Annotated in this window: 13 protein-coding genes; 7 read left to right on the forward strand and 6 right to left on the reverse strand. The window is 61.3% G+C overall.

Going from position 1 to position 13,118, the window contains the following annotated elements; translation table 11 throughout:
* Positions 1 to 855, reverse strand: a complete 855-nt coding sequence (locus NCS67_RS22590) for a polysaccharide deacetylase family protein (RefSeq protein WP_250436682.1) — start codon at positions 853 to 855, stop codon at positions 1 to 3.
* Entirely contained in the window at positions 852 to 1,937 is a 1,086-nt protein-coding gene (locus NCS67_RS22595; protein WP_033536220.1) for a glycosyltransferase, read from the reverse strand. Before NCS67_RS22595 ends, NCS67_RS22590 begins: the two co-directional genes overlap by 4 nt.
* Before the next feature lie 542 nt (positions 1,938 to 2,479).
* Between NCS67_RS22595 and NCS67_RS22600 the strand changes: the two genes are divergently transcribed.
* The gene (locus NCS67_RS22600) at positions 2,480 to 2,890 is read left to right on the forward strand and encodes a hypothetical protein (RefSeq protein WP_008348321.1); all 411 of its coding nucleotides are present in this window, start codon (positions 2,480 to 2,482) and stop codon (positions 2,888 to 2,890) included.
* 14 nt (positions 2,891 to 2,904) lie between these two features.
* Here NCS67_RS22600 and NCS67_RS22605 read toward each other — a convergent pair whose 3' ends face one another.
* Positions 2,905 to 3,651, reverse strand: coding sequence for a FadR/GntR family transcriptional regulator (locus NCS67_RS22605; protein WP_008348324.1), 747 nt, complete (start codon positions 3,649 to 3,651; stop codon positions 2,905 to 2,907).
* Between the two features lie 598 nt (positions 3,652 to 4,249).
* Between NCS67_RS22605 and NCS67_RS22610 the strand changes: the two genes are divergently transcribed.
* Positions 4,250 to 4,672, forward strand: coding sequence for a hypothetical protein (locus NCS67_RS22610; protein ID WP_008348325.1), 423 nt, complete (start codon positions 4,250 to 4,252; stop codon positions 4,670 to 4,672).
* Positions 4,673 to 4,702: 30 nt separating this feature from the next.
* Here NCS67_RS22610 and NCS67_RS22615 read toward each other — a convergent pair whose 3' ends face one another.
* Entirely contained in the window at positions 4,703 to 4,951 is a 249-nt protein-coding gene (locus tag NCS67_RS22615) for a hypothetical protein (protein ID WP_502800893.1), read from the reverse strand.
* Between the two features lie 146 nt (positions 4,952 to 5,097).
* On the opposite strand from NCS67_RS22615, the gene NCS67_RS22620 reads away from it, so the two are divergent.
* Positions 5,098 to 7,782: an excinuclease ABC subunit UvrA gene (locus NCS67_RS22620; protein ID WP_250436683.1), complete on the forward strand. Its 2,685-nt coding sequence runs from the start codon at positions 5,098 to 5,100 to the stop codon at positions 7,780 to 7,782.
* On the opposite strand, the gene NCS67_RS22625 is transcribed toward NCS67_RS22620, so the two are convergent.
* On the reverse strand, positions 7,762 to 8,301 hold the full coding sequence (locus NCS67_RS22625; protein ID WP_008348331.1) for an HD domain-containing protein: 540 nt from the start codon (positions 8,299 to 8,301) through the stop codon (positions 7,762 to 7,764). The genes NCS67_RS22620 and NCS67_RS22625 overlap by 21 nt on opposite strands.
* Positions 8,302 to 8,360: 59 nt before the next feature.
* Positions 8,361 to 8,999, reverse strand: a complete 639-nt coding sequence (locus NCS67_RS22630) for a YdcF family protein (RefSeq protein ID WP_250436684.1) — start codon at positions 8,997 to 8,999, stop codon at positions 8,361 to 8,363.
* A gap of 493 nt (positions 9,000 to 9,492) precedes the next feature.
* Here NCS67_RS22630 and NCS67_RS22635 point away from each other — a divergent pair, with 493 nt between their 5' ends.
* Genes NCS67_RS22635 through NCS67_RS22650 form a run of 4 tightly spaced genes read left to right on the forward strand, consistent with a single transcriptional unit; the run spans position 9,493 to position 13,065 of the window.
* Positions 9,493 to 9,744: an acyl carrier protein gene (locus tag NCS67_RS22635; RefSeq protein WP_008348335.1), complete on the forward strand. Its 252-nt coding sequence runs from the start codon at positions 9,493 to 9,495 to the stop codon at positions 9,742 to 9,744.
* Complete coding sequence (locus tag NCS67_RS22640) at positions 9,741 to 10,994, forward strand: acyl-CoA dehydrogenase family protein (RefSeq protein ID WP_250436685.1); 1,254 nt, start codon at positions 9,741 to 9,743, stop codon at positions 10,992 to 10,994. The genes NCS67_RS22635 and NCS67_RS22640 overlap by 4 nt, the downstream gene beginning before the upstream one ends.
* Positions 10,995 to 10,996: 2 nt before the next feature.
* Complete coding sequence (locus NCS67_RS22645; RefSeq protein ID WP_033536223.1) at positions 10,997 to 12,064, forward strand: amino acid--[acyl-carrier-protein] ligase; 1,068 nt, start codon at positions 10,997 to 10,999, stop codon at positions 12,062 to 12,064.
* Complete coding sequence (locus NCS67_RS22650) at positions 12,061 to 13,065, forward strand: DUF1839 family protein (RefSeq protein WP_008348339.1); 1,005 nt, start codon at positions 12,061 to 12,063, stop codon at positions 13,063 to 13,065. The genes NCS67_RS22645 and NCS67_RS22650 overlap by 4 nt, the downstream gene beginning before the upstream one ends.
* Positions 13,066 to 13,118 lie beyond the last annotated feature (53 nt).

Raw genomic sequence — 13,118 nt, forward strand, 5'->3', positions numbered from 1 at the left:
TCAGCGTTTGATCTTCAGATAAGCTCGGCTTATCGCGGGCCGCGTATGCACCCATAAACGCGATGCCAGCCACGAAGCCGGCCGGTCGCGCACTTCGAGCCGCTTGATCGTGCGTTCGGTATCGTCGGATGCAGCGCGATCCAGCGGATTCGCGCCGACGTTCGTTCCAGTGTGGCATGTGTAGAAGTGCCTGAATCCCGCATTCAACGCGACTTCCCGATAGTCGTCGTCGTAATAACCTTGCGGCCAACACAGATGATCGGATACTTCGCCGAGGCGCGTGCGCAGTGCGCCACGCGCGGCGCTCAGATCGTTCTGCAACGCCTTGCGTTTCTTGTCGCGCGAACCCGCAACCTGATCCCAGCGCACATGAGAATGCGTATGGCTATGAAATTCGAACGTGCCGGCTTCACGCATCGCTTCGATTTCGGACCAGCGCAGGATCACATCATCGGCGTATCCATTTTCGATTGCGCGCTCCCCCGCACGATGATCGAGCAATCTCGGCATCGTTGCCAAGTTGTCCGATGCATTCGGACGAACGCCGCCTTCGCCGGGCCAACTGCTGACAAGAAAGCACAGCGCCGTAAAATCATGGCGCTTCAATACCGGATGCGCGTGCACCCAGTTGTCGAGATAACCATCGTCGAAAGTGATGACAAACGATTTCGCGGGCACGTCCTCGCCGCTCAGAAAACCTGCGAGTTGCGCCGCGCCGATGGTGCGATAACCCGCGCGCGCAAGGTAGTCCATTTGCGCGGTGAAGTTATCGGGCGTCACTGTGATCATGCCGGGCGATGTGCTGACGTGGTGGTACATCAGCACGGGAACGGCGCGTGCATACTTCGCGCTCATCTGCGATGACCTCGTTCGTGCAATGCGCGCTGATAGAAGCTGGCCGTTTCGTCCGCCATATCGCTTACGGTGAAGCCACGTTCGGTGATGCGAAGGCTCTCGTCGCGCAGACGCTGGCGCAACGCCGGATCGTCGATCATGCGGACAATCGCCGCACGCAATGCAACGGGATCGTGCGGCGGCACGAGCAGTCCATTCACGTTGTCTTCGATCAGTTCCGGCACGCCATCGACATGCGTGCCGATGACCGGCAAGCCCGCCGCCATTGCTTCGATGAAAGCCTGGCCCAGCGCTTCTTGATGCGTGGGAAGAACGAATAGATCGGAACCGCGAAAGATATTGGGGATATCGGTGCGAAAGCCCAGCAGGTGAATGCGATCGGCAAGGCCGAAGCTATCGACGATTCCCTTGATGCGTTCGAACAAAGGACCATCGCCCGCCATCACAACATGCAGGTTGGGATGCGTGTCGACGAGCGGGCGCACTGCCGCAATAAGATCTTCATGTCCCTTCTTGTCGCGCATGATCGCAACCATGCACGCAACGAATGCGTCCTCACCGAGACCGAGTTCCGCGCGCAAAGTCGAATGCGAGACATGCTGAGGTTTCGGAATGCCATCGTAAATAGTCTGCACGCGCTTCTCCGCAACACCCGCCGAAATCAGATAGCGGCGCACGTAATGACTCACGGCGATCACGCGATGCGGAAGCCATGTATAAGTTGCGAGCGACGAGATGGGCAATGCCAGATGCCGCGTACGCACGATGAGCGGCGTGCGCGCCAGCCGCCCCGCCGCGCCGGCAACGAGACTGTCGTGGCCACTATGCGTGTTGAGCACGTCGAACGCGCGGCGACGCAGAAGCGCTTTGATGGCCAGAATCGATCGCATGTCGCCGCCACTGCGCATGCGCGCGTGGTGAACGGCGAACCCAAGTTCGGCGCAACGTTGCCCGAGCCGCGCATCGCTCGGGCAAATCAGCTCGACGGTATGGCCGCTTTCGCGCAACGCGACCATCTCCTTCAACGTCCGTATTTCTTGACCGCCCCATCCCTTCGAGGACTCGCTATGTAGGATCTTCAAACGCCTGGTCTCCACGTCCGACACATTCCTGTCGGAAATATTTCGTAATATTCACATTACCTTACTGGCCTTGGCGATTCGTAAAAAAGCGCAAGGAATTTGATATGGCCTCGAACGAGGCTTATCGAAAGAAAGAATGCAAGCAGATGAACGCGCGCCGAAGTGGCGATCCGTCGCTAACGATTCTTCGACGAAGTGAACCGAGTGCGTGAAAGGCTAACGGCTCACTTACGCGTTCGGTTGACTCGTAGCTGGCAATTTCGTCAGCTTAGCTATTCGGATCCTAGCGTGGAATTGGGGGATTCCGAACTAACCCGTCGGACATGCGGGTGCTTAAGCATGCGATAAGAATTGGGCCGATTGCGCAAACGTTTGATGCGCACGCGCTTAAGCAAGCCTTTTGGACGATAGATCGACAACCCATTGGAACAGTAATTAGGCGCGTTTGGAACGAACGCAACGCCGTCTTTCGGTCGATTTTTCTCGGCCGGCAAGCATCATTCGAGCGTGATAACTTCAACCGATATCCGGAGGAAAAAATCATGCTGCTCTCAGACGATGAACTGGCCCGCTTGCAATCCGTCGCGCCGTTTTTACGAAACGAAGCGCACGCGGCACTGGAGCTGGAAGCGAACTATGAAGTGACGATGGAGCTCGAATCGCATTTGCAACCGGGCCTGCGCATACGCGCGCCGGATTCGTCGCGGACGACGGCCGCTTCGGATGCGCCGCCTTACGCGCTCGATCTGTTCGTTGGCTTGCCGCTGAATGAGTTGCGCGCGCTCTCACATGCCGATGACGCTACACGCGAAGCCGAGATCGCGCGTTTCGGCGCGCGCTTCTCGCCGCGTCTTCTGCGCGCGATCGCCAGGATGGCGCCGCACGAGATCGATCTCGATGCCGGCGTGCAAAGCGAAGCCGGCACGCTTTCGATCATGCTTGAAGAAGATTAAACGACGCACTGCGATCAGTCATTCTTCGATGCGGCCTCATGCGCGCGCCGCAGCCGCTCCCGGCTGTTCGACAAATGCATCCGCATGGCCGCGCGTGCTGCTTCGGGATCGCGGCGTTCGATCGCATCGAAAATATCTTCATGCTCGCGATTCACGCGATCGAGATAGCCAGAAGGATCGTTATGCGCAAGCGCCGCCGAATTGACGCGCGTGCGCGGAATGATCGTGTTGCCGAGCTGGCTCAGGATGCTATGGAAGTAACGATTACCGGTAGCCTTCGCAAGCTCGAGATGAAAGGCCACATCGGCCGCGACCGCGCTGCCTTCGCCCGCTTCGATGAGCCGCTCGAATTCGTCGAGCGCCCGGCGCATTTGCGCGAGGTTTTCATCGGTGCGGCGCATGGCCGCGAGACCGGCCGCCTCGGCTTCGAGGCTGATGCGCAATTCGAGAATCGCCATCACGTCGCGCACGGTGAGATCGCCCGCGGCCTCGATCTGGAACCGCTCCTGATCGCCCGCTTCGAGCACGAATGTACCGATGCCGTGCCGCGTCTGAACGAGGCGCGCAGCCTGCAATCGCGAAATGGATTCGCGCACGACAGTCCGGCTCACGCCGAGTTGCGCCATGATTTCCGATTCGGTCGGCAGCTTGTCGCCGGGCTGAAGCGCGCCGCTGCGAATCCGCTCCGATAACTCGGCGACGACTTCCTCGGTGAGATTTCGGGAGCGGCGAAGCGCGCCGGACGCGAGTGCTTGGGACATTGAAAGGCCGATCTTTGTATGCTCGATGAGCAATTATAGGGCGCGGGACAGCTTGTACGATGACTATCGTTTTCAGCGCGGAACTCGGCAATCCATCGAGGCAATTTCTAGAACCAACAATCGCTTCATTGAGCGAGCCGCATGACGCGGCGAGCTCTGTTCGACGCTGTGCCGGTCATGATGGAAATCCCTATCGAAAACGTCCGAATAGGGACAAAGCAAAGCGTTGATAAACCGTTCGTTGCGGCGTAAAGTTCATGTACCGCATGAAGTAAAACGCGCCCGCCAGACGGCATCAGCCGCACGTCGGCAAATATCCTTTTTGTCCGCGCATTGGCGGTTCGCTTCATCGTCCGGCTCGCGAGTCCATGCCGCATCCGTTGGATTCGCCATCAACTCGCGCAGTCGCGAGCCCGATCACAGCGGTTCACCGGTTAATCGCCACGCATGTCTATGCGTTGCACCACACGTCTTTCGCCTCTCGCGCAAGTCACTCATCGGACAGGCGCTCAACCGGTGGACATCCGTATTCACATTCGCAATTTTCACAGCGATACTGAGACGCGGCATCGAGGTTGGCAGGCAAGGAGACGAGCAAATGATGCGTGAAGTAAGCGGAGCGTTCTACGGCTCCCGTAAGCTGGATGAAGCACTCGAAGACCTGCGCGCAGAAGGAATCGCGGCCGACCGCGTGCGCGTGGCGAGCATGAGCGGCTTCGCGGATTTCCATACTTCGCAAACGCAGAGCAACAATGCGCAGACACAATGGATCGCGGCGGAATACGCGGGGCACGGGGAACATCTGGGCGTGGTAGATACGCACGACTATCCCTACGGACTCGACATGTCGAGCGACGACATCCTCCCCTCGTTCGGCGCGGACGGCGGCGACGCTGACGTGGCATGCAGCATTACACGCGTCATCGTGAGCATTCGCGACGAAGCGGAGATGCGGGCCGTTTGCGACATCTTCTCGCGCCTCGGCACCGACGATATCGACATCGAAAGCGTCGCGGTCTGATCGGCAACGCCCGCCGCTACGATCGGCCCGTCACTGGGTCGTCGTCGCGGGCTTCGCTTTCTTTTTGTGCTTGGAGTGGAAGCTGCCCGGGCGCGTACTGCCGGGCGTGGACGTGTTGTCGCCGCCGACGGTCGGCCCGGCCGTTGCCGCGCCGTGAGCGTTGCCCCTGCCCGATCCGCCATTGCCGTTGCCGCCCGACTGCGCCATCGCAACGCCCGACCCGCCTATCGTCACACCTGCCGTCAGCGCGACCGGAACCCGCACCGGCATTGTCCTCATTTTTTCCCTCGTCGATCAGGTTCACCACCGGTCTGAATGCGATCGCATGCATGATGCGTAATTCAAAATGCCATCTGGTATATGGCATGCTGCATGCGAATTCCTTACTTCCGCCGCCGCGCCCGGCCAGACAACCCGCCCGACTCATGGATGCCCGCAAAACCCAACGCGAATCCCCCTATCGCGACGATGCCGCGCCTGCATCGAGAGCAGGTTTCGTGCGCGTGCGCGGCGCGCGCGAGCACAACCTGAAAAACGTCGATGTCGACGTGCCACGCGACGCCCTCGTCGTCTTCACCGGCGTATCCGGTTCCGGGAAGTCCTCGCTCGCATTCGGCACGCTCTACGCCGAGGCGCAGCGCCGCTATTTCGAATCGGTCGCGCCGTATGCGCGGCGGCTCATCGAACAAGTCGGCGTGCCGCAGGTCGATTCGATCGAAGGCTTGCCGCCCGCCGTCGCGCTTCAGCAGCAGCGTGGCGCACCGAATGCACGCTCGTCGGTGGGCAGCGTGACGACGCTCTCCAGCCTCGTGCGTATGCTCTATTCGCGCACCGGCAGTTATCCGCCGAAGCAGCCCATGCTGTACGCGGAAGATTTTTCGCCGAACACGGTTCAGGGCGCGTGTCCCGTGTGCCATGGCCTCGGCCGCGTCTACGAAGTCACGGAAAAGTCGATGGTGCCCGACGACTCGCTCACGATCCGCGAGCGCGCCGTCGCGGCCTGGCCGCCCGCGTGGCACGGACAAAATCTGCGCGACATACTCGTGACGCTCGGCTACGACGTCGACACGCCGTGGCGCGACTTGCCGAAGAAGGATCGCGACTGGATTCTGTTCACCGAAGAGCAGCCGACGGTGCCGGTGTACGCCGGTCTAACGCCGAAAGAGACGCAAGCCGCGCTGAAACGCGGCGCCGAACCGAGCTATCAGGGCACATTCACCGGCGCGCGCCGCTACGTGCTGCATACCTTCGCGCACACGCAAAGCGCGCTCATGAAAAAGCGCGTGTCGCGCTTCATGGTCGGCAGCGATTGTCCCGCATGTCACGGCAAGCGGCTCAAGAAGGAAGCGCTATCGGTGACGTTCGCAGGGCTCGACATCGCCGAATTCGCGCGTCTGCCGCTCATCCGACTCGCCGATCTACTTGCGCCCATCGCACGCGGAGAATGGCCCGCCAGTGATGAAGCGCCGGCTCCCGCGCTCGCGAGGAAAGACCGCATCGCGGCGACGGCCAAGCGCGTCGCGGCAGGCGGCTCGGCGCACAAGGCCGCGCCGGACGTGCGCCGCACGGCCAATCTTTCCGAGGAGAAACGCGCCGCCGCCGAGCGCATCGCGGCGGATTTGCTGGAGCGGCTCGGCACGCTCATCGATCTGGGTCTGGGCTATCTCTCGCTCGATCGCGCGACGCCGACGCTCTCATCCGGCGAACTGCAACGATTGCGGCTCGCGACGCAACTCGCGTCGCAGCTCTTCGGCGTCGTCTATGTGCTCGACGAGCCATCCGCGGGCTTGCATCCGGCCGACAGCGAAGCGCTCTTCGCCGCGTTGCAGCGATTGAAGGCAGCAGGCAATTCGCTGTTCGTCATCGAGCACGATCTGAACACCATGCGGCGCGCGGACTGGCTGATCGATGTCGGTCCGGCCGCCGGTGAGCGAGGCGGACATGTGCTGTATAGCGGGCCGCCGGAAGGCCTCGCATCGGTGGAGGAATCGCAGACGCGCAGGCATCTGTTCGCGCCGAAGCAAGCGATCGAACGCGTCGCACGCGAACCGCGCGGATGGTTGCGGCTCGAAGGCATCACGCGCAATAACCTGCATGGCATCGATGCCGCGTTTCCGCTCGGCGCCTTCACGACCGTCACCGGCATTTCGGGCTCGGGCAAGTCGAGCCTCGTGAGTCAGGCGTTGCCGGAACTCGTCGCGGAGCGGCTCGGACGCGCGCTCGACGATGCAGAAGAAGACGAGCAGGACCCGCTCTTCGCTCGAGCCGACGCTTCGGCGGGCGGACGCATCGTCGAAGGCATGGAGACGATCCGGCGTCTCGTGCGCGTCGACCAGAAGCCGATCGGCCGCACGCCGCGTTCGAATCTCGCGACCTACACCGGCCTCTTCGATCACGTTCGCAAGCTCTTCGCCGACACGCCGGCCGCGCGAAAGCGCCGCTATGGCGCAGGACGCTTCTCGTTCAACGTCGCGCAAGGACGCTGCCCGACATGCGAAGGCGAAGGCTTCGTCAGCGTCGAGTTGCTGTTCCTGCCGAGCGTCTACACGTCGTGCGCGACATGCCACGGATCGCGCTATAACCCGCAGACGCTGGAAATCGAATGGCATGGGAAGAACATTGCGGATGTGCTCGGCATGACTGTCGATAGCGCATGCGACTTCTTCGCCGATGAAGCCAGCGTCATGCGCGCGCTCGCCGTGTTGCGCGACATCGGCCTCGGCTATCTGCGGCTCGGGCAGCCCGCGACGGAGCTATCAGGCGGAGAAGCGCAGCGCATCAAGCTCGCAACCGAACTGCAGCGCGCGCATCGCGGCGACACGCTCTACATTCTCGACGAGCCGACGACGGGGCTTCATCCCGCAGACGTCGATCGCCTGATGGCGCAACTGCAAGGGCTCGTCGATGCGGGCAATACGGTCGTCGTCGTGGAGCACGACATGCGCGTCGCATCGCTTTCCGATTGGATCATCGACATCGGCCCGGGCGCCGGTGAAGATGGCGGCCGGATCGTGGCGACGGGCACGCCGCAACGTATCGCCGAACATGTTGCAAGCCGCACGGCGCGTTATTTGAGCGACGCGCTGGCCTCAGGCGACCACGTGTCCTGAAGGGATGCCCTTGCGATAGACCTCATCGAACACGGCTTCGAGTTCCCGGTGCGTGCCGCGCAATTCATCGACGACACGCTTCGCCCAATCGAAGTATTCGCGCTTTCTCTCATCGCTCCAGCCGGACGGCGGCGCGGCGAGAATATCGCGCAAATTGCAAATCTTATCGGCGAGTTTCACGAGCTTCGCGCCGTGACTGATATGCGCCGCGTGTTCGACCTGCAAACGCTTCCTTTCGGCCTTCGACAAGGACTTGTCGTCCGTCACTTCGTCGACGATGCGCCCGATCTCCGCGCCGAACCGCCGCACGAGTTCATCGCGCGATGTGTCCGTGTCTTCGATCGTGTCGTGCAATATGGCGGCGATCAGCACGCGCTCGTCTTCGACCCCGCCTTCGTTCGCGAGCACATGAGCGAGCGCGATCGGATGATTGATGTACGGCGACGCGTCCGCATCCTTGCGGCGCTGCTTGCGATGTTTGTCGGCCGCGAACGCGACGGCGTGGATGAGTTGATTCACTGGATGGCCTTCCGTGTCGTCTTTACCGGAAGTATAGGTCTTGCGCCGACGCGCCAGTCTCAATACAACCCGACCCACCTCCATACATAAAACCGCACGATACCAACCAGCTCATGCAACGCGCTGTTCGAATCGAACCATCCTCTTCGATGCGGACGCCACCACATGAACTGCGGACGAACATAAGCGACGGTCGGCTGTGGATGCAAACCGAAGGCTTCGAACGCGAGCATCGCGCGACGCATGTGAAGCGACGACGTTATCAAAACCGACGTATCGTAGGGCCGCGACCGCAGTATCTTCTCCGTATTGCGCGCGTTCTCATAAGTGTCGAGACTCTGATTTTCGAGGATGAGATCTTGGCGCTTCACGCCTGCGTCGAGAAGCAGGCTTCCATATAAGTCTGCTTCGCTTTGCTCGTGATGCTGCGGGTTGCCTCCGCTCATGATGACAAAACACGCCTTCTCCATCTCGACGCAACGCTTATAGAGCGACGCCGCAAGATCGATGCGCGTCATCGCGTCACCCTTGGGCACGAGACGCCGATTATGGTCGTACCAGGTCCCCCCGCCCAGCACGATGATCGCCGTGCGCGGGCCGAACGTCGGATCCTTCATCGACGCGTAGTGATCGTTCGCGAGCCGCACGAGCGGCCCCGGAAACCAGCTTCCGAGCCCCCAGAAGACGATAGCCGTCATCACCAGAATCAATCCGCGCCGTTTTCTCCAAACGAGGAACAGCGCAATGAATAAAAGCAGCAGCGATATCAGAACCAATCAATTCACTCCGGAAAGTTATCGTTTCAAAATGCTTTCAGTGTACGCATCGTTTTTGCTTATCACTCATTCGACCATGCGAAGGAGTTACCTATTTATCGAATATGAAGCGCTGACGTGAGTGTGAATCATCGCATCCGATCGCGACGTGCTTGATATCGCACAAAACGATGCTTTCTCGACGAAGCCCTCCGTGCGCCATCGCACGGACGCATAGGCCCGCAAATTCGTTAAATACGATCAAACAATAGCTATAAGAAAACAGTGCGTGCGAGGGCTCTCGTGGAACCGTCTTCGCGAGACAACAACAACACCACTGCCGATTCGCACCGGGGTCAGCGACATTCGATAAGAACTCATCGTCGCGACCCGGGTTAGTTGCACCAATGGCCGGGTACAAGGGAAAACATAGACAATGAAAACTGAATTGCGCCGCATCCTCGCCGAGTCCGCTCGTCTCGACGTGCCCATCGATACGCTCGCCGACGGCGACGATCTCTACGCCGCCGGTCTCTCTTCGCTTGCCACGGTCCATGTGATGCTGGCGATCGAAGACGAGTTCGGCATCGAAATTCCCGATCACATGCTCACGCGCCGTCTCTTTTCGAGCGTCGATTCGCTCGCATCGGCGGTCGACGAACTGCGTCGTTCGCAGGCGGCAGCATGAACGCGCCCGCTCAGGAGCTTGAAGTCGCCGAGCTCGCGCAGAGCGCAATCTTGCGCAGCGAAAGCGAACTGATCGAAGCCGCGAAGCGCGTCGCGGCCGTTGCGGCCCAGTACGCCGACGCGGTCGATCGCGAAGCGCGCTTTCCCGCCGAAGCGGTTGCAGCCATGCGCAAGGAGCGTCTCTTCTCCGCGATGATCCCGACGGAATACGGCGGCGACGGTCTGTCGCTCACCGGCGTCGCGCGCTTGTGCGAGGCACTGGCGCAAGGCTGCGCATCGTCCGCGATGATCTATGCGATGCATCAGAGCCAGGTCGTTTGCATCGTCGATCATGGCGTGAACGTGCCGTGGCAGCGCGCTTTCCTTGCTCGCATGGTCAACGAACAGTTGCTGCTCGCATCGGCGACGTCGGAAGAGAACATCGGCGGCAACATGCGTACGAGCGCGTGCGCGGTCGATCTCGTCGACAACGCGTTTCGCATCGAGAAGCTCGCACCGACCATTTCGTACGGCAAGTATTCCGACGCCATTCTCGTGACGGCGCGCCGTCATCCGGACGCGCCGCCCTCCGATCAGGTGCTGATCGTCGCGCCGCGCGAAACGTTCACGCTCGAGCAGCGTGGGACGTGGGACACGCTCGGTATGCGCGGGACATGCAGCGAAGGACATCGACTGGTCGCGAGCGGCATCGCGGAACAGATTCTGCCGACGCCGTTCTCGAAGATCGCCGACGAAAGCATGCTGCCCGTATCCCATACCTTGTGGTCGTCGGTATGGTGCGGCATCGCGAGCGACGCGGCGAATCGCGGGCATCAGTTCTTCCGCAATCAGGCGCGCGGCAAGCCCGCGTTGCCGCCTTCGGCCGCGCGCCTTTCGCAAGTGCTCACGCTCATCAAGATGATGCAGGCGCGGCTGCGCGAATCGCTCGCCAATGTCGAAGCGGCGCAGACCGAACGCGCGGCGCGCAAGGCGAACCAGAGCAATGACGACGACGCACCGCTCGCGGCGTCGATCGGCATCAACGCCGATCTGAACATGCTCAAGCTGGCGATCTCGCAGTCGGCTTTGCATGTCGTGCAAGAGACGCTGATGATCTGCGGCATGGCGGGCTACAAGAACGACACGCCGTTCAGCGTGGGGCGCCATCTGCGCGATCTGCATTCGGCGCCGCTCATGATCAGCAACGATCGCATCGAATTGAACACGGCGAACCTGCTGCTTGCGCAGCGCGCCGCAACGGGGACCATTTGACGATGAACATGCCGACGGAACAGGCCGCCATGATGCAGGCCGAAGCACAAGCACAATCACAAGAGACACAGGCACCGTACGACAAATCGGACTTGACCTTGCGCGATCGCCTGATCGAAGCGGGCATTCTGCTCGATACCGGCGAAGACGGTCTCTATGGCCGCAGCGAAGTATTCGAGGATGTCGTCGAACGGCTCAATCAGGCCATCACGATGCTCGGCGCGGATCAACACGCGGAAGTGCTGCGCTTTCCGCCCGCGATGCGCCGCCGCGATTTCGAGGACAGCGAGTATCTGAAGAGCTTCCCGAATCTGGCGGGCACGATCCACTCGTTCCAGGGCAACGATCGCGGGCATCATCGCCTGCTCGAAGCGCTCGACAAGATCGTGCATATCGGTGAAGAGGAAGAGCGCTCCGACGAATGGATGGATCAGCAAAAGCCGACGCGCCTCGTGCTCACGCCGGCCGCGTGCTATCCGATCTATCCGCTCGTCGCGAAGCGCGGCAATCTCGCGGCTGACGGCGCGATCTTCGATGCGTTCTCGTACTGCTTCCGCCACGAGCCGTCGATCGATCCGGGCCGCATGCAGATGTTCCGGATGCGCGAATACATCCGCGTCGGCAGCCCCGAGCAAGTGATGGCGTTCCGTCAGAAGTGGATCGACCGCGGTTCGCTGCTCGTCAATCTGCTGCAACTGCCTTTCGAAATCGATCTCGCCAACGATCCGTTCTTCGGTCGCGGCGGCATGATCGTCGCCGATAGCCAGCGCGCGCAGCAACTGAAGTTCGAACTGCTCGTGCCCGTCGCGACGCCCGACCGTCCGACTGCGTGCCTGTCGTTCAACTATCACCAGGACCACTTCGGCGAGCTGTGGCACATCCGTCAGGCCGACGATCAGGTCGCGCATACCGCGTGTGTCGGCTTCGGCATGGAGCGCACGACGCTCGCGCTCTTCCGTCACCACGGTCTCGATGTCAAGGCGTGGCCGGAGAAAGTGCGTCAGTTGCTTTGGGGCGACAAGGCGCCGCTCATCGAGGAAGGCCTCGCGAACCTGGGAAACAAGGCATGAACGCACGCTCGCCGGCAGAAGCCGTGACCGACACGTCCATGCCTGCGGACACCGCCTACATCCAGCACGCGCTGCATCGCGAAGAGCGCGTCTGGCTGGAGACGAACTGCTATGTCGACTTGTGGATCGAGTTGCTGCATCACTACGGCTGCGATCCGCATGCGGCGCTCGGTTTCACGGTGACGCAGGCATTCGAGGGCGATCAGTTCACGTTCCCGAAGTTCTCGCTCGACGATATCGCGCGGCTCTATGGCCTGCAGGCGCAAGAGCTCGCGATCTACGACACGCTGGAAGCGCACGTACGCGAGCAGACGCGCCGCGGGCAGATCGTGGTGGTCGAGATGGACTCGTACTATCTGCCCGACACACGCGCGACCGCGTATCGGCAGACGCATACGAAGACGACCATCGCGATCGACGCCATCGACACGGAAGCGAAGCGCATCACGTACTTCCATAATGCGGGTTACTTCGCGTTGGCGGGCGAGGACTACGATGGCGTGTTCCGTCTGATGCCGGGCCTCGCAAGCGATGTGCACGCGCTCTTCCCGTACGTCGAGTTCGTGAAGCGCGCGCGTGCGCCGCTCGAAGGCGATGCGATGGTGCAACGCTCGGTCGAACTGCTCAAGCTGCGTCTCGCGGAACGTCCCGCGGTGAATCCCGTTGCGCAATGGCGCGCGGAATTTCCCGAGCATCTGCGTGCGTTGCTCGAACGCGATCCCGCGTACTATCACCTCTACACGTTCAACGTGATGCGTCAGCTCGGCTCGAACTTCGAGTTGCTGTCGAAGTATCTCGGCTGGCTGAACCGGCACGGCGTGGAAGTATCGAGCGATATTCAGACGAGCGCTCAAGCGATCGCGAGCGAAGCGATGGTCATGCAGTTTCGACTCGCGCGCGCCCGCATGCGCTCGCGCTCGGACCTGTGCGAAGACTGCCTCGATTCGATGCAGGCTTCGTACGACAAGGTTATCGAGCCGCTCGCCGCGCGCTTTCTGTGAACGCCGAAGCCGCGCACATGCCGCGCGGCTTTGGCGTCGTTCTTCGCATTCCA

The sequence above is a fragment of the Caballeronia sp. ATUFL_F2_KS9A genome (assembly GCF_023630765.1).
In the GTDB taxonomy this organism is placed as follows: Bacteria; Pseudomonadota; Gammaproteobacteria; order Burkholderiales; family Burkholderiaceae; genus Caballeronia; species Caballeronia zhejiangensis.